Here is a 15,933-nt window from a genome sequence, read left to right as displayed (position 1 = left end):
GTCCCACCCCCGAGCCCGGGCTACCCGCCGTGGCGTGCCCCATGCCCGTCAGCGGCGGCGGGTGCGGGCGCGCGAAGCGCGCAGCCGGCGCAGCCGCCCGACCAGCACCGGCTCGGCGGCGAGCGCGGCCGGCCGGTCCAGCAGGGCGTTGAGCAGTTGGTAGTAGCGGGTGGCGGAGAGGCCGAAGGTGTCCCGGATGGCCTGCTCCTTGGCCCCGGCGTGCCGCCACCACTGTCGTTCGAAGGCGAGGATCCGCTGTTCCCGCTCCGTCAGGACGTCGGCGGGCACGGCGGCGGCCTCCGCCGACACGGCGGGCACGGCGGCGGCCTCCGCCGACACGGCGGGCACGGCGGCGGCCGACGTGATCTCGACCTCGGGTACGGGGCGTGGTGGCGGGACGGACCGCCCGGCGACGTCCGTGCCGATGCGACCCGGCGGCGGCTCGGGCCGGTCGGCGGCGGCCGGGACGGCGTCGGCGGGGGGCATGGCGCTCCTCAGCGGGGCGGACGTCCGGTGTGGCGGGGGCCGACCGGGGGACATCCAGCCTAGCCAGGGTGGGCGACGACCGCAGCGGACGAGGCCCGCACCGACTCGGTGTCGGTACGGGCCTCGGGGCAGCCGCTTCCGCCTGGCGGGAGCGGTGCGAAACGGCCCGCAGTCTGGCCGTCGCACACCATCCGGGCAGGTCAGGCCACGTCGCGCCGGCGCATGATCCAGAATGCGGCGGTCAGCACCAGTGCCGCAGCGAGCCCGAACAGCAGGCCGGACTGCTGCCAGGTGACGATCAGTTCCTTGGGCTCGCACGCGCCCTGCACGAACTGGCACGAGTCGTGGTCGATCAGCTTCCACTGCTTCTCGAACCAGGCCATCGCGTAGGTCGAGAGGACGTACCGGTCCGCGAACCGGACACCGGCGATCCCCGTACCGATCCGGATGCCGATCTCACTGACCACGGCGACCCCGACCGCGACGCCGAGTGCCATCGAGGTGTGCCGGCCGAGTGAGGCGAGCGCGAAGGCCACCGCGCCCGCCACCAGGATCATCGCGAGCGCCCGCAGGCCACTGAGGCCGACCGACTGCCACACCCCGGCGGTGACCTTCGCGGTGGTGCCGCGGGTGCTGCCGATCAGCCAGAAGGCCGCCGTCCAGAGCGCGCCGAGCAGCACGGTCACCCCGGCGAGCAGGCTCAGCAGCGCGGCCAGCTTGGAGCCGAGTACGGCCAGCCGTTTCGGCCGCCAGAGCAGCAGGTTCATCATCCCGCCGGTGCTCCACTCGGCCCCCACGAAGGACGCCCCGACCACGAACCCGAACAGCGCGACGGCCCCGGCGAAGACCGCCACGAGTCGGCTGAACTCGCCCCGGAAGTCGAACTGGTACGGCAGGCTCCACTCCGGATCGAACATCTCCGGTTGCGGCTGCCAGTCCCGGCCACAGTTCGGGCCGTACCGGTCCTCGGTCTGTTCGCCGCGCGCCTGGGCCGCATCGCATTCGGCGATCATCTTTTCCCAGTCCTTCGTGGCCTGCCGGTACTGGGCGTCCGCCTCCACCTGGGCCTGGGCGATGACGGCCGGGGAGCGTTTCTGGCTGGAGAAGGCGAGGGCGGTGGCGACACCGGTCAGCCCGAGCACCAGCAGGACGAGCATCACCCGGGTCAGTCGGCGCTTGGCCAGCCGGCGAAGTTCGGTGACGTACAGGCTCATGCTCCCCAACCCCCTCCGGCGCGACCGGACTTCTCCGCCCCGCCGATCTGCACGGACTCGTCGACCTGGCGGTGCTGGCCGGGCACCGGCGCGGTGTTGGTCAGCTCCAGGAAGACGCTCTCCAGGTCCACCGAGACCGGGGCCAGTTCGCTGACGTACAGGTGGTGCTCGGCGAGGAGCAGGCTCACCGAGGCCGGCTTCTCCACGCCGCTGAGCATCAGGTGGTCGGGGTGCCGGGCGACGGGCACCCCGTTGCGGCCGAGCACCTCGGCGGCGGCGGCCAGGTCCTCCGCGGTGTCCAGGCGAACCCGGACCGCGCCGTGCGAGTGCGCGGCGAGCACCTGGTCGACCGGGCCGAAGGCGACCCGCCGGCCCAGCGAGATGATGGTGACCGAGTCGCAGATGAGCTGGATCTCGCCGAGGATGTGGCTGGAGAGCACCACGGTCATCCCGGACTCGGCGAGGTCGCGCATCAGGGTGCGCATCTCCCGGATGCCGCCCGGGTCGAGACCGTTGGCCGGCTCGTCGAGGATCAGCAGCTTCGGGTTCTTCAGCAGGGCCGAGGCGACGGCCAGCCGCTGCTTCATACCGAGCGAGTACGTCTTGACCCGCTCGCCGGCCCGGTCGCGCAGACCGACCAGTTCGAGCACCTCGTCGACCCGGGTGGCCGGCACCTCACCGGCCCCGGCGAGCAGGGACAGCGTGTCCCGCGCGGTGAAGTGCGGGAAGAACTGCGGGCTCTCCACGATCGCCCCGACCTGGCCGGTTACCGTGGACAGCCCCGCCGGCACCTCCTGGCCGAGGACGGCCATCCGGCCACCGTCGGGCCGGATCAGGCCGAGCAGGGTACGCAGCGTGGTGGTCTTGCCCGACCCGTTCGGGCCGAGGAAGCCGTGCACCTGCCCCGCCTCGACCAGCATGTCGAAGCCGTCCAGCGCGTGGCGGTCGCCGCGTCGGCGGCTCTTGTATGTCTTACGTAGATCTTCGATCTCCAGGACAGCGGACAAGCTGTGCCTCCCCCGTTGGACGGCGTGACAGCGGACACCATACTCGGTATGGCGTAGAGGGCAATACCCGGTATGCATCGCCGGTTCGTCACCGCCCGCCGCCCGGTGACGCCAGCCGGGTCAGGCGCAGATCACGTGCACCCCGGCGGCCCGGAACGCCTCGACGACCTCGGGCGACGCGCCGGAGTCGGTCACCAGCGTCTCGACCCGGTCCACCGGGCAGATCCGGGCGAAGGCGTGCCCGCCGAGCTTGGACGAGTCCGCGATGATGACCACCCGCTTGGCCCGGGCCACCATCAGGTTGTTCATCGCCGCCTCACCCTCGTGGTGGGCGGCGGCGCCGAGCTGCGGGTCGAGTGCGTCCACGCCGAGCAGGGCGACGTCCAGGGTGACCTCGCGCAGCAGCGCCCCACCCAGCGGGCCGACCAGTTCGAACGACTTCGGCCGCACCACCCCGCCGGCCACCACGACCTTCATCCGGGACCGAACCAGCAGCTCGTTGGCGATGTTGAGGGCGTTGGTGACCACGGTGAGCTGGGCGCCCTCGGCGCTGGTGTTCAGGTCGGGGCGGACGGCCAGGGCACGGGCGACCTCGGTGCTGGTGGTGCCGCCGTTGAGGCCGACCACGGTGCCGGGGGAGACCAGCGCGGCGGCCGCCGCGCCGATCCGCTGCTTCTCCGCCGAGTGCTTGGCGGTCTTGTAGCGCAGCGGCAGGTCGTAGCTGACCCCGTTGGCGACCGCGCCACCCCGGGTCCGCGTGATCATCTGTTGCTGGGCGAGCTGGTCGAAGTCCCGCCGGATGGTGGCCTGGGAGACGTCCAGGCGCTCGGCCGCCTCCTCGACGCTGACCCGGCCGCTGTCGGTCAGCATCTCGAGCAGAGTGTTCCATCTGGCGTACCGGTCCACCGCGGGGCCTCCGTTGACTCTGCACGGATGGTGATTGATTGCGTGCACAGTAGTGCGCGAAACTACGAGGGGGCAAAAGTCCGTCCTGCGCGTTGTCGGAGCAGGTTGCCACGGTCGGCCTCGCGCGCGCAGAATAACGCGCGAAAGAAGGCAGTAACGAGCCGTATTGCGCACCGCCTCCCGGCACGAGGAGTTCTCATGGCGTACGTCGACACGGAGATCGCGAGCCAGCCCGACTGCTGGCGGGAGGCGGCCCGGCTCGCCGGCACGGCCACCGCCGACCTGCCCCGCCCCGGTGAGCGGGTCGCCGTCGTCGGCTGCGGCACGTCGTGGTTCATGGCGATGGCGTACGCCGGGCTACGTGAACGCGCCGGCCTCGGCGAGACCGACGCCTTCCAGGCCAGCGAGTTCCCTGCCGGCCGGCGCTACGACCGACTGATCGCGATCACCCGCTCCGGCACCACCACCGAGGTGCTCGACCTGCTCGCCGCGCTGCGCGGCCGGGTGCCCGGCACGGTCCTCGTCGGCGACCCCGCCTCCCCCGCCGTCGCGCTGGCCGACGCGGCCGTGACCATGCCCTTCGCCGACGAGCGGTCGGTGGTGCAGACCCGCTTCGCCACCACCGCGCTGGCGCTGCTCCGCGCCCACCTGGGCGACAACGTCGAAGCCCTCGCCGCGGACGCCGAGGTGGCCGTCCGGGCCCCGCTGCCGATCGACCCGGCCCGCATCGGGCAGGCCACCTTCCTCGGCCGGGGCTGGACGGTCGGGCTGGCCCAGGAGGCCGCGCTCAAGTGCCGGGAGGCAGCCACCTTCTGGGCCGAGGCTTACCCGGCGATGGACTACCGGCACGGTCCCATCTCGATCGCCGGCCCCGGCCGGCTGGTCTGGGCGTTCGGCGAGCTGCCCGACGGTCTGCCCGAAGACGTCGCGGCCACCGGCGCCGCGTTCGTACACAGCCGGCACCACGGCTGCCGGGCGGTGCTGGGCAGCTGGGCGGCGGGGCGTACCCCGGTCGACCCGATGGCCGACCTGATCCTCGCGCAGCGCTTCGCCGTCGCGCTCGCCACCAGCCGGGGTCTCGACCCGGATGCACCCCGGCACCTCAGCCGTTCCGTGGTCCTCGCGTGACCGACACCCCCGCCGGGCAGGGTGAGCCGGTCGTCGTCGCGCTGGACGTCGGCGGCACCGGGATCAAGTGCGCCCTGGTCCGCCAGGACGGCACGGCGTTGCACGCCGAACGGCATCCCACCAGGGCGGAACGCGGCCCGACCGCCGTGGTCGACACCATCCTCGACGTGGCGGAAGGGCTGGCCGACAAGGCCCGCGCCGACGGGCGAACCCCGGTGGCCTGCGGCATCGGCGTGCCCGGCCTGGTGGACGAGACCGCCGGGGTGGCGGTCTGGTCGTCCAACCTCGGCTTCCGGGGAGTGCCGCTGCGCGAGCTGGCCCGCACCCGGACCGGGCTGCCCACGGCGCTGGGCCACGACGTGCGCGTCGGGGGCCTGGCCGAGTCCCGGCTCGGCGCCGGCCGGGGGGTCGGGCACCTCCTCTTCGTCGCCGTCGGCACCGGCATCGCCGCCGCCCACATTGCCGGCGGGTCGGCGACCGCCGGCGCGCACGGTGCCGCCGGCGAGCTGGGTCACATCCTGGTTCGCCCCGACGGGCCGCGCTGCGGCTGCGGGCGGCCCGGCTGCCTGGAGGCGGTGTCGTCGGCCTCGGCGATCGGCCGCCGCTACACGGAGCTGACCCGGCCAGCCGTCCCCTCCCCCGGCGAGGCCGGCGCGTCGGACCGGCCGGGAGGCAGCGGTACGACGACCCCGCGCCTGGTCGACGTGCCGCGGGACGGCGTGGCGTTCAGCGCCGCCGAGGTGGCCGACCGGGCGACGGCCGGGGAACAGCTGGCCGGGCGGGTCTGGCGGGAGGCCGTCGAGGCGCTCGCCGACGGGCTCGCCACCGCGCAGGCGCTGTTCGACGTGGAATCCATGGTTATCGGCGGCGGACTGGCCCGGGCCGGCGCGCGGCTGTTCGACCCGCTGCGGTCGGCGCTGCGGGAGCGGATCACCTTCCACCGGGAGCCGCGCCTGGTCGCGGCGGCCCTCGGCGACGAGGCGGGCTGCCTCGGCGCTGCCCTGCTCGCCTTCGACAGTCTGGAGCAACCATGGCCCTGCGGGTGACCGGCAAGGTGGTGACCCCGACCGGCGTGATCCGGCAGGGGTGCGTGGAGATCAACGGTGACCGGATCAGGGCGGTGGCCGAGTACCCCGCGAAGCGGGACGGGCACTGGATCGTGCCGGGCTTCGTCGACATGCACACCCACGGCGGCGGTGGGCACACCTTCACCACCGGTGACGCCGACTCCGCCCGGCAGGCCGCCGCGTTCCACCTCGGGCACGGCACCACCACCCTGCTGGCCAGCCTGGTCAGCGCCCCGTTCGCCCTGATGCGTTCGGCCACCGCCGCCTTCGCCCCGCTGGTACGCGAGGGCGTGCTGGCCGGCGTCCACTTCGAGGGGCCGTACCTGTCGGCGGCGCGCTGCGGCGCGCAGAACCCGGAGTTCCTGCGCGACCCGTCCACCGACGAGCTGGCCGAGCTGGTCGAACTGGGCGCGGGGGCGGTCCGCATGGTGACCCTGGCCCCCGAGCGGGACGGCGCGCTGGACGCGGTCAAACTGCTCACCTCGCACGGGGTGGTCGCGGCGGTCGGCCACACCGACGCCACGTACGAGCAGACCCGGGCCGCCGTGTCGGCCGGCGCGAGCGTCGGCACCCACCTGTTCAACGGGATGCGGCCGGTGCACCACCGCGAGCCGGGCCCGGTGGTGGCCCTGCTCCAGGCCCCGGACGTGGTCTGCGAGCTGGTCGCCGACGGGGTGCACCTGCACGACGGCATGCTCGCCTTCGCCACCGCCACCGCCGGCCCGGAGCGGACCGCTCTGATCACCGACGCGATGGCCGCCGCCGGCATGCCCGACGGCCGGTACGAGCTGGGCGGCCAGGAGGTGCTGGTCACCGACGGGGTGGCCCGACTGGCCGGCGACGGCGTCATCGCGGGCAGCACCCTCACCCTGGACGCCGCACTGCGGCACGCCGCCGGCAGCGGCATCCCGATGACTGACGCCGTCCGCATGGTCGCCACCACCCCGGCCCGGGCGATCGGGCTCGGCGACCAGGTCGGTGCGCTCCAGGCCGGTCTCCGCGCCGATCTGGTCGTCCTCGACGACGACCTGGACGTGGTCCGGGTGATGCGCGCCGGCACCTGGGTGGAGTGACGCAGGGCACACCTGACGGCCGCTCGCCCCTCGTGCGCGCCGCACGATCCGGCACCGCCCGCCGACACGGTCAGGCCGAGGGGACCTCGACGCCGAGGACGGCCTGCTCGTCGGGCCGGTGCACCAGCACCTCGGACAGGTACGACTGCACCGCCGGGCCCATGCCGACGTCCCGGCCGGCACGCTCGGAGAGCAGCCACTTGTGCTCGATGATCTGCGCAAAGATCTCCTGCGGCTCCAGCTTGCGGCGCAGGTGCACCGGCACCGCCCGGACCACCGGCTCGAACACCTCGGTCAGCCAGCGGTGGGCGGCCTGCTGCTCGTCGGCAAGGTCGCTCTCCACCCGGTAGGCGTCCAGGTCGTTGAGCAGCCGGCGGGCCTGGTTCTCCTCGGCGTCCAGACCGGTCAGGCGGAGCAGCCGGCGGGTGTGGTAGCCGACGTCGACCACCTTGGGCCGGACCAGGTAGCGGCCGTTGTCGACGGTCGACATGGCCACCTCGGCCACGTCGAAGCCGAGCTCGTTGAGGCGGCGGATCCGGCCCTCGATGTCGTGCCGGGCCTCCCGCTCCACCTGCTGCTCGTAGGTGATCTCGTGCCAGAGGCGCTCGTAGCGCTGCACGACCTCCTCGCAGACCATCTCGGGATCGATCGACTCGTGCAGCAGCCCCGCGGCCTGCAGGTCCAGCGCCTCGCCGAAGATGTTGACCCGGGCGATCTCCAGATCCTCGCCGCGCTGCCCGTTGGAGAGCGAGCGGTGCAGCGCCCCGGTCTCGGCGTCGACCAGGTACGCGGCGAAGGCGCCGGCGTCCCGCCGGAACAGGGTGTTCGACAGCGAGCAGTCGCCCCAGAAGAAGCCGGTCAGGTGCATCCGCACCAGCAGCACCGCCAGGGCGTCCAGCAGCCGTCCCATGGTCTCCGGCCGCAGCGTGCGGGAGAAGAGCGCCCGGTACGGCAGCGAGAACTGCAGGTGCCGGGTGATCAGCACCGGCGCGAGCGGCTCCCCGTCGTCGCTCTGCCGGTCGGCCACGATCGCGATCGCCTCCACCGACGGGAAGTCGATCCGCTCCAACGCGCGGAGCAGGTCGTACTCCCGCTCGGCGACCCGCTCGCCGGTCTCCTTGACCGCGTACACGTAGTCGCCGAGCCGGACGAACCGGACCACGTGCCGGGAGATGCCCTGGGGCAGCGCCACCAGGTGGTGCGCAGGCCACTGCTCCAGCGGTGTCGACCAGGGAAGGTCCAGCAGCGCCGGGTCGACGAGAGCCGAGGTGATCCGCACGGGGACAAGTGTGAAGGGTGTCCCCCGCCGAGCGCTTCCGATCGTGGCTCGGCACACATCGAGCGCGCCCGTCCGCCCGGCCCGCGCCAACCGGCCGCCGCGGGGCCGGTAGCGTGATCGCGTGCGGGAAACCACGGGGGTACGTGGCGTGCCCCGGCCGGTACGCCCCGGCGGGTGGTGGTGCGACGCGCTCCTGCTGGCCGGGCTGGTCGCCCTGACCGTGGCGCTCGCCACCGGGCACCTGTTCGGCGTGGACCGGGCGGTCGCCGACTGGGCGCAGGCGCACCGGCCGACGGCAGCGTTCCGGGCGGCGGTGGTCTTCAACTATCTCGGCCAGGGCTCCCCGCTGACGCTCCTCGCCGCCGGGCTGGGCGTGCTGCTGGCGGTCCGGCTCCGCTCGGTCCGCCCGGTGCTGCCGCCGGTGCTGGCGTTCGCGCTCACCACCCTGACCATCGGCCCGCTCAAGGTGTGGACCGCGCGCCCGGCGCCCAGCGCCAGCGTGAAGGAGCCGTACCTGTCGCCCGAGCAGACCCTGCCGATGTTCCAGCACGACCTGCCGGTGCGCTTCGCCCAGTCGTACCCGTCCGGGCACGTGGCCAACGCGATCGTCTGGTACGGCGTGATCGCCCTGCTGCTCGTCCCGCTGCTGCGCACCGTGGGCCGCGGCATGCCGCCCCGGCTGGCCACCGCGATCCGGGTGGCGCCGCCGCTGGTGGTGTTGTTCACCACCACCTACCTGGGCTGGCACTGGCTGACCGACTCGGTGGCGGGGCTGCTGCTCGGCCTGCTGCTGGACCGGCTGCTGCGCCGGGTGCCGTGGGACGGCGTGCCGTTGCCGGGCCGGATGCGGGCCTGGGGCAGCCCGTTCACCTCGATCACCTAACCTCCCGCCCATGAGTCAACTCCGACGGCGGTTGGGCGTACCCGAAGCGGTCGTCATCGGCCTCGGGTCGATGCTCGGCGCGGGCGTGTTCGTGGTCTTCGCCCCGGCCGCCGCGACGACCGGCGGCGCGGGCCTGCTGGTGGCGGTGGCGGTGGCCGGTTTCATCGCGTTCTGCAACGCGACCAGCTCGGCCCGGCTGGCGGCCCGGCACCCCGAATCGGGCGGCACCTACGTGTACGGGCGGGAGCGACTGAGCCCGTTCGCCGGATTCCTGGCCGGCTGGGGGTTCGTGGTCGGCAAGACGGCGAGTTGCGCGGCGATGGCGCTGACCATCGGGGCGTACCTCTGGCCGGGGCAGGCCCGGCTGGCCGCGGTCGCCGCCGTGCTCGCGGTGACCGCGGTGAACCTGGGCGGCATCGGCAAGACGGCCACCGCGACGACCGTACTGGTGGCCCTGGTGCTGGCCGTGCTGGCGATGGTCGTGGTGAGCGGGTTGACCGCAGGTGACGTCCAGGTCGACCGGCTCGGCGCGGGTGGCGGCTCCGCCCGTGGGGTGCTCACCGCCGCCGGGCTGCTCTTCTTCGCCTTCGCCGGGTACGCCCGGATCGCCACCCTCGGCGAGGAGGTACGCGACCCGCAGCGGACCATCCCCCGGGCCGTGCCGCTGGCCCTCGGCGTGGTGCTGGCGGTCTACCTGGTGGTCGCCGTGGTCGCGGTCGGGGTGCTCGGCGCCGACCGGCTGGCCGCCTCCGCCGCGCCCCTGGTCGACGTGGTGACGGCGGCGGGGCTGCCCGGCCTGGCCTGGGTGGTCCGGGCCGGCGCGACGATCGCGGTGACCGGCGTGTTGCTCTCCCTGCTCGCCGGGGTGGCCCGGACGCTGCTGGCGATGGCCCGCCGGCACGACGTGCCCGGAGCGTTGGCCGCGGTGCATCCGGTGCGCCAGGTTCCGCACCGAGCCGAGCTGGCGGTCGCCGCCGTGGTGATCGTGGTGGTCCTGCTCGGTGACGTCCGGCAGGCGATCGGCTTCTCCAGTTGCACCGTGCTGGTCTACTACGCGATCACCAACGCCTCGGCACTGCGGCTGGGGCGCGACCCGGCGCGAAGGCTCCCGGTGCGGGCGCTCGCGGTGGCAGGGCTGGTCGGCTGCCTGCTGCTCGCGGTCAACCTGCCGCTGGGCAGCGTCCTCGCCGGTTTCGCCGTGCTCGCCCTCGGCGCCGCCTGGTACGCCGTCCGCCGGCTCGGCGCCTGATCGACCCGTTTCGCGGCAGACGGTCAGGCGCCGTCGGCCGAGGACTCGGCCCTGGGGACGCGTGGGGTTGGTGGACCGGCCGGCGGTGCGGGAGGCTGCGGCGGGGCCGGCGTCGTCTCGCGAAGCAGGGCGGACAGCCCGGCCCGCCGGGCCACCACGGTCAACCGGTCCCCCGCCGAGATCACCATTCGCGGGTCGACCGTCCAGTCGGTCCGCTGCCCGGCCGGAGTGTGGGCGAGCAGGCGTACCTCGCCGGGGCGGGCCACGGCCGAGAGCGGGCGCCCGTCCAGCGGGGCGCCGGCCACCACCGGCACCTCCACCACCAGCAGCGCGTGCCGGTTGACCGGGATGGTGGCGATCACCGCCCGGTCCAGCAGCGCGGCGGCGAACGCGGGCGCGGCCAGGTACGACACGCTGCGCGAGATGCCGATGCCGAACGCCTTCTGGATCCGTTCGGCGAAGTCGCCGTCGAAGAGCCGCAGCACCACCCGCAGCTCCGGGTTGAGGCCACGGGCGGTCAACGCGGCGCACAGGTTGGCCCCGTCGTCGGTGGAGACCACAACCAGTGCCTGACAGTGCTCGACCGACGCGGAACGCAGCGTCTCCTCCCGGGCCGCGTCCCCGATGATCATCGGCACGCCCAGCCGCCGGGCCAGCGACGCCCCCCGCGCGTCGGCGTTGCGGTCGATCGCCACCACCTCGACACCGAAGTCACGCAGCTGGGCCATCACCCGGGTGCCGATGTTGCCCAGCCCCACCACCACGACGTGCCCGGTGCGGTCCGGTTGGATCCGGCCCGAGTGCAGGGCGAGCCGGGCGTTGACGATGCCGTCGACCACCACGGCGGTGATCAGCGGGATCAGCGCCAGCCCGGCGAGGTTCAGCACCACCTGCATGATCTGGGCGGCGGCCGGCTTGGTGACGTCCGGGTCCTGCCCGCTGAGCGTGGTGACCAGGGTCAGGTAGATCGCCTCGGCCCAGCTCACGTCCGTCGCGCGGGCGTTCAGCCAGCCCAGCCCGGCGATCATCGCCAGGAGCAGGAGCACCGCGATGCCGATCTTGCGGGTGGCGAAGCTGCGGACCGCCCGCAGCAGCGCGGCCAGCGGCTGCCGTCGGCGACGCGCGCGGACCAGCCGGCGGGCGGCCACCTCGGTCCCGGCCGGCTGACCGGTCGCCTCGGCGAGCACCACGTCCGCCGACTGCTCGTCGGCGGGCAGCACCCGGACCAGATCCGGGTCGGTGGTGACGGCCAACCCGCAGACCACGTCGGTCGGGCGCACGTCGTCGCGCTCGGCGACGTACAGGGTGCGGCCGGCGTGCCGGAAGTGAGTGGGCGCGACCTCGCCGAGCGCGGCGGCGACGAACGCCGGAGCGGCCATCGAGGCGTCGGAGAGCACCGCCGAGTCGGGGAAGAGCTCCCGCAGGCCGTTGGCGAGGCTGGTGTTGAACATCCGGACCACCAGACGCAGCCGGGGCTCCACCTCCTGGGCGCAGAGCGCGGCGTGCATGTTGCCGACGTCGTCCTGGTGCAGCAGGGCGAGCCCGGCCGCCCCGGCCAGGCCGGCCCGCCGGAACGTCGCCTCGTCCAGCCGGTCGGCCCGGACGACCTGCACGCCGTCCAGCTCCCGGCCGTCCGGCCCGTCACGGCGGCGCTCCGGCACGATCAGGGTGATGCGAACCCGGCCGGCGGCCAGCTCCGGGGTCAGCAGGGCCCGGGTCACCCAGTACGACAGTGGGTCATGACCGCAGATCACGTAGTGCCGGCGGTGGTCTGCGCCGCGCCACAGCCGCAGCCCGGCGGGACGGCGCGCGCGGTCGTGCTGGGGCTCCACCATGCCGGGATCGTAGTCAGCCGCTCGCGGTGCGCGCAGCCCCGTCGATCATGGAGGCATGTCCCGTCTGTCGGCGGGTAGTGCAGCGTCATGCAGACGTTCCTCCCGTACCCGGACTTCCTGGCCAGCGCCCGGACGCTGGACCAGAGGCGGCTGGGCAAGCAGCGGGTGGAGACGCTCCAGGTGCTGCGCGGGTTGACCCGGCCGGACTACGGTTGGCGCCACCACCCGGCGGTACGGATGTGGGCTGGCTACGAGGAGGCGCTGACCCGGTACGGGCTGGACGTGTGCGCCGTCTGGTGTGCGCCGGGCCGGGCGGACACCTGTGCCGGCAGCCTGGTGACCGAACTGACGACCGCTTGCGGCCTCACCGCCGTCCGCCGCCAGGCGGAGCTGGCCGAGGCCGGTGAGCTGCCGCCCTGGCTGGGTCGGGAGGACCTGCACCGCAGTCACCGCTCGTCGTTGCTGCGCAAGGACCCGGAGCACTACCGACCGCTGTTCGGCGACGTGCCAACCGACCTGGCGTACGTCTGGCCGGTCTCGGACCGGCAACGGCGCTGTCTGCCGCCGGACCGCTGATCGGGCGGAGACCGGATCGAAATACGTTGCTCCCGTCTCCGAGGTCGACCTACCGTGATCGCGCAAGGTCAACCAGTCATCCGGGAGTCCGCCATGTCGTTGTCGCACCTGGGTGCGCGTGGTCGGCGCTGCCCGTCGACCGTCACCGAGCCGACGATCCCCGGAATGGGGGCCCGCCTGACGCGTGCGGAACACGCGCCCAGCCGCCCGTCCACTGTCCGGACCGGGCGGTTTTGCGCTGTCCGGCCCTGTCTACCGCCGAAAGTGAAGGGAGAGCCCGGTGGACGCCGTCCTCGTCATCAACGCCGATCTCGGCCCGCTGCACCGGGTCACCGTTCAGCACGCGATCCGCGATCCACGAGGCCGAGCCGGACCAGGTGCTCGGAGTCTTCCAACCTGGCGCAACACGACCGCCGCCTGCTACGCCTGCAACCAGCGCAAGGGTGACCGGACGCCGGCCGAGGCAGGCATGCCGCTGCGGCGCGAGCCGGCCGTCCCGAGTTGGGCGTCGCTGGCCGGGCGGTGACGGACCGGCCGGCGGGCACAGGGGGCCGCGTCCGGGGGTACACCTCCGGCGCGGCGCCCGCCGGCCCCACCCGACCGGGGCCGTTCTGGCCGCGCGCCCTGGCACGTAGACGCCGGCCGCCCAGGTGGGAGAGGCTATCCGTCACGACGAGAGTAGGTGCCGCCGGCCCCGGTCAGCACCAGCGCCCGCACCGACGGGTCGGCCTCCAGGCCGTCCAGCAGCACCGGCAACTGCCGCCACATGGCCGGGGTCATGGCGTTGCGCCGCGCCGGATGGTGGATCGTCACCGTCGCCACCGCGCCGGTCACCTCAACGGTCAGCTCCGCCTCCGACACCGCCACCGCTCCTTCCGCACCGGCCGCTCCGCATCGACCCGTCCGGCGACCATAGCGGCGCGGGCCCGGCGGCCACCCGCGAGGGTGGCCGCCGGGCCCGCCGCAGCCAGGTCAGCCTAGGCGACGTCGACCGCGGTGTCGTCGACCACGAAGGACGTCTGGAGCGAGGCGTCCTCCACCCCGGCGAACTTCAGGGTCACGGTCTGGCCGGCGTACGGGGCCAGCGAGAAGACCTTCTGCGCGTACCCGGCGGCCTTGTCCAGGTTCGAGTAGGTGGCCAGCGTCGCCAGCACCGTGCCGGAGGGGTTGAGCACCTGCACCTTCAACGTGTCGTACGCGCTGCCGGCGGTCTCCGCCGAGTCGACGTGCAGCCAGAAGCTGAAGCGGTACGACGTGCAGCCGGCCGGCAGACTCACCGCCTGGGATAGCGTGTCGGTGCGGGTACTGCCGTACCCGTTCAGCCAGGCGTTGCGGGTTCCGGTGCGGGCGGGCTGCCCGGTGAACGTCCCGATCACGCCCGAGGTGGAGGCCCACGGGGTGGTGCCGGACTCGAAGCCGGCGTTGGTGAGCTTCTGCCCCTGGTTGGCGCAGCCGCCGGTCCCGTTGACGGTCAGCGTGTACGTCGCCGTCCGGGTGGCGGTGCCGGAGCCGGTGACGGTCACCGGGTAGGTGCCGGCCGGGGTGCTCGCCGTGGTGGTGATGGTGAGCACGGACGAGTTGCCGGCGGTCACCGACGACGGGCTGAACGACGCGGTCGCGCCGGCCGGCAGGCCACTGGCCGACAGCGTCACGGTCTGCGCGTTGCCGCTGGTGACGGTGGTGCCGATGGTGGTGCTGACCGAACTGCCCGGGTCGACCGAGCCTGAGGTCGGGGAGAGCGAGACGGAGAAGTCGTTGCCGCTGGAGCAGGGCGCGTCGTTGCCGGCGACGGTCACGGCGGTCCACGCCGCCTGGACGGCCCTGTACTCCGTGGAGCAGCTGCCGTACAGGTCGGTGGCCGCACGCAGCGTGTAGGCCCGCGCCGTGTTCGACGGGGTGGTGTTGTTGACGTACGCGGTGTTCGACGTGAAGTACACGTCGAGCGCCCGGAACCAGATCTTCTCCGCCTTGGCCCGGCCGATGCCGGTCACCGCCGGGGCGGAACCGCAGACCGGCGAGGTGCCGTACGGGGTGGCGCCGGTGCCCTCGGCCAGGTTGAAGAAGAAGTGGTTGGCCACGCCGGAGGAGTAGTGCACGTCCTTGTTCCTGGTGCCGGTGCTCCAGCAGTTGTCGGACGAGCCGTCCAGCGACGGGTTGTACATGTAGCGCAGCGGCGTGCCGTCGCCGTTGATGTTGATCTTCTCGCCGATCTGGTAGTCACCGGGATCGGCGGCGGTGTTGGCGTAGAACTCCACCATGGTGCCGAAGATGTCGCTGGTGGCCTCGTTGATGCCGCCGGACTCTCCGGAGTAGGTCAGACCGCCGGGCACCACGTTGTCGGTGATGCCGTGGCTCATCTCGTGGGCGGCCACGTCGAGCGCCACCAGCGGCCGGGCGTTGCCGACGCCGTCGCCGTACGTCATCCGGGCGCCGTCCCAGAAGGCGTTGTTGAAGTTGTTGCCGTAGTGCACCCGGCTGGGCACGCCCCGACCGTCACCGAAGATGCCGTTGCGGCCGTGCACGTTCTTGAAGTAGTCGAACGTCTTGGCCGCACCGAAGTGCGCGTCGACCGCCGCCTTCTGCCGGGAGTTGGTGTCGCCCCAGGTGTTGTCGGAGTTGGTGAACGTGGTGCAGGTCGACGTGCCGTTGTTCATGTCGCAGGTCGAGCCGTTGCCACGCACCGGATCGACCAGCGAGTACGTGCTGCCGGAGAGCGTGGTGTCGATGCCGACGGTGCCGGAGTAGACGCTCTGGCCGGTGCCGGCGATCATCTCGATCTCGTCGTAGCTGCCGATCACCTTGCCGCTGACCGCGTCGGTGATGACGTGGAAGCGGGACGGGGTCTGCCCGTCGGTGTGCCAGCCGGTGAGCACCGTCTCGTAGGCGAGGCGACCCGTGCCGGTGCTGGCGTCCACGAAGAGTTCGGGCGTGCCGACGTTCTCCAGCTTGCCCCTGAACTGCTTCCTGGCGACCACTCTGGCCCTGGTCACCGTCAGCTTGGGGGTGGTGGCGACGGTGAGCGGGGCGGCCAGGCCGACGGAGGAGCCGGCGTAGGTGCCGTTGGGCGTCGTGTGGATGACGAAGTCACCGCCGTTGACACGGAGGCCCCGATAGGTGCGGGTGTAGCGGGTGTGTGACGCGCCGTTCGGGTCCACCTTCGTGCGGACCGCCTGGTACGCCTCTCCGACGGCGCCCTGGACGGCACCGGGGTTACCGCGGAGAAGGCTGGC

The 15,933-nt window shown here is 73.3% G+C and carries 14 protein-coding genes and 1 pseudogene; 7 read left to right on the top strand and 8 right to left on the bottom strand.

Annotated features, from left to right (window positions below; translation table 11 throughout):
- Nucleotides 1-48: 48 nt before the first annotated feature.
- The 4 genes from E1193_RS21940 to E1193_RS21925 all read right to left on the bottom strand — a co-directional run bounded on the left by E1193_RS21940 (nucleotide 49) and on the right by E1193_RS21925 (nucleotide 3,613).
- Nucleotides 49-486, bottom strand: coding sequence for a DUF3263 domain-containing protein (locus E1193_RS21940; protein ID WP_132185073.1), 438 nt, complete (start codon nucleotides 484-486; stop codon nucleotides 49-51).
- Between the two features lie 200 nt (nucleotides 487-686).
- Nucleotides 687-1,700: an ABC transporter permease subunit gene (locus E1193_RS21935; RefSeq protein WP_132185072.1), complete on the bottom strand. Its 1,014-nt coding sequence runs from the start codon at nucleotides 1,698-1,700 to the stop codon at nucleotides 687-689.
- A complete protein-coding gene (locus E1193_RS21930; protein ID WP_207922801.1) occupies nucleotides 1,697-2,620 on the bottom strand; it encodes an ATP-binding cassette domain-containing protein in 924 nt (307 codons plus the stop codon). The genes E1193_RS21935 and E1193_RS21930 overlap by 4 nt, the downstream gene beginning before the upstream one ends.
- Before the next feature lie 207 nt (nucleotides 2,621-2,827).
- Nucleotides 2,828-3,613, bottom strand: a complete 786-nt coding sequence (locus tag E1193_RS21925) for a DeoR/GlpR family DNA-binding transcription regulator (RefSeq protein ID WP_132185070.1) — start codon at nucleotides 3,611-3,613, stop codon at nucleotides 2,828-2,830.
- Between the two features lie 198 nt (nucleotides 3,614-3,811).
- Between E1193_RS21925 and E1193_RS21920 the strand changes: the two genes are divergently transcribed.
- The 3 genes from E1193_RS21920 to nagA are packed head-to-tail and all read left to right on the top strand — an operon-like array spanning nucleotide 3,812 to nucleotide 6,881.
- On the top strand, nucleotides 3,812-4,741 hold the full coding sequence (locus E1193_RS21920; protein ID WP_132185069.1) for a sugar isomerase: 930 nt from the start codon (nucleotides 3,812-3,814) through the stop codon (nucleotides 4,739-4,741).
- Nucleotides 4,738-5,787 (top strand): ROK family protein, encoded by a 1,050-nt coding sequence (locus E1193_RS21915; protein WP_132185068.1) that lies wholly within the window; start codon nucleotides 4,738-4,740, stop codon nucleotides 5,785-5,787. The genes E1193_RS21920 and E1193_RS21915 overlap by 4 nt, the downstream gene beginning before the upstream one ends.
- Nucleotides 5,772-6,881, top strand: a complete 1,110-nt coding sequence (gene nagA, locus E1193_RS21910) for an N-acetylglucosamine-6-phosphate deacetylase (RefSeq protein WP_132185067.1) — start codon at nucleotides 5,772-5,774, stop codon at nucleotides 6,879-6,881. The genes E1193_RS21915 and nagA overlap by 16 nt, the downstream gene beginning before the upstream one ends.
- 70 nt (nucleotides 6,882-6,951) lie before the next feature.
- Here nagA and E1193_RS21905 read toward each other — a convergent pair whose 3' ends face one another.
- The gene (locus E1193_RS21905) at nucleotides 6,952-8,160 is read right to left on the bottom strand and encodes a DUF4032 domain-containing protein (protein WP_132185066.1); all 1,209 of its coding nucleotides are present in this window, start codon (nucleotides 8,158-8,160) and stop codon (nucleotides 6,952-6,954) included.
- Nucleotides 8,161-8,281: 121 nt separating this feature from the next.
- Between E1193_RS21905 and E1193_RS21900 the strand changes: the two genes are divergently transcribed.
- Nucleotides 8,282-9,043: a phosphatase PAP2 family protein gene (locus tag E1193_RS21900; RefSeq protein ID WP_132185065.1), complete on the top strand. Its 762-nt coding sequence runs from the start codon at nucleotides 8,282-8,284 to the stop codon at nucleotides 9,041-9,043.
- 10 nt (nucleotides 9,044-9,053) lie between these two features.
- Entirely contained in the window at nucleotides 9,054-10,292 is a 1,239-nt protein-coding gene (locus E1193_RS21895; protein ID WP_132185064.1) for an APC family permease, read from the top strand.
- Between the two features lie 23 nt (nucleotides 10,293-10,315).
- On the opposite strand, the gene E1193_RS21890 is transcribed toward E1193_RS21895, so the two are convergent.
- Entirely contained in the window at nucleotides 10,316-12,127 is a 1,812-nt protein-coding gene (locus E1193_RS21890; RefSeq protein WP_132185063.1) for a potassium channel protein, read from the bottom strand.
- A gap of 87 nt (nucleotides 12,128-12,214) precedes the next feature.
- Here E1193_RS21890 and E1193_RS21885 point away from each other — a divergent pair, with 87 nt between their 5' ends.
- Both E1193_RS21885 and E1193_RS21880 read left to right on the top strand, forming a co-directional pair.
- Complete coding sequence (locus E1193_RS21885) at nucleotides 12,215-12,703, top strand: MSMEG_6728 family protein (protein ID WP_132185062.1); 489 nt, start codon at nucleotides 12,215-12,217, stop codon at nucleotides 12,701-12,703.
- A 280-nt stretch (nucleotides 12,704-12,983) separates the two neighbouring features.
- Nucleotides 12,984-13,229, top strand: coding sequence for a hypothetical protein (locus E1193_RS21880; protein ID WP_132185061.1), 246 nt, complete (start codon nucleotides 12,984-12,986; stop codon nucleotides 13,227-13,229).
- 152 nt (nucleotides 13,230-13,381) lie between these two features.
- Here E1193_RS21880 and E1193_RS21875 read toward each other — a convergent pair.
- A pseudogene (locus E1193_RS21875) lies at nucleotides 13,382-13,570 on the bottom strand (enoyl-CoA hydratase-related protein); the annotation flags it as partial.
- Nucleotides 13,571-13,680: 110 nt separating this feature from the next.
- On the bottom strand, nucleotides 13,681-15,933 hold a 2,253-nt coding region (locus tag E1193_RS21870; protein WP_132185060.1), incomplete at its 5' end, for a M4 family metallopeptidase.

The sequence above is a fragment of the Micromonospora sp. KC606 genome, from assembly GCF_004348675.1.
Lineage (GTDB): Bacteria > Actinomycetota > Actinomycetes > Mycobacteriales > Micromonosporaceae > Micromonospora.
Note: the sequence above shows the minus strand (reverse complement) of the source record. Positions and strands in the feature narration are given on the sequence as shown.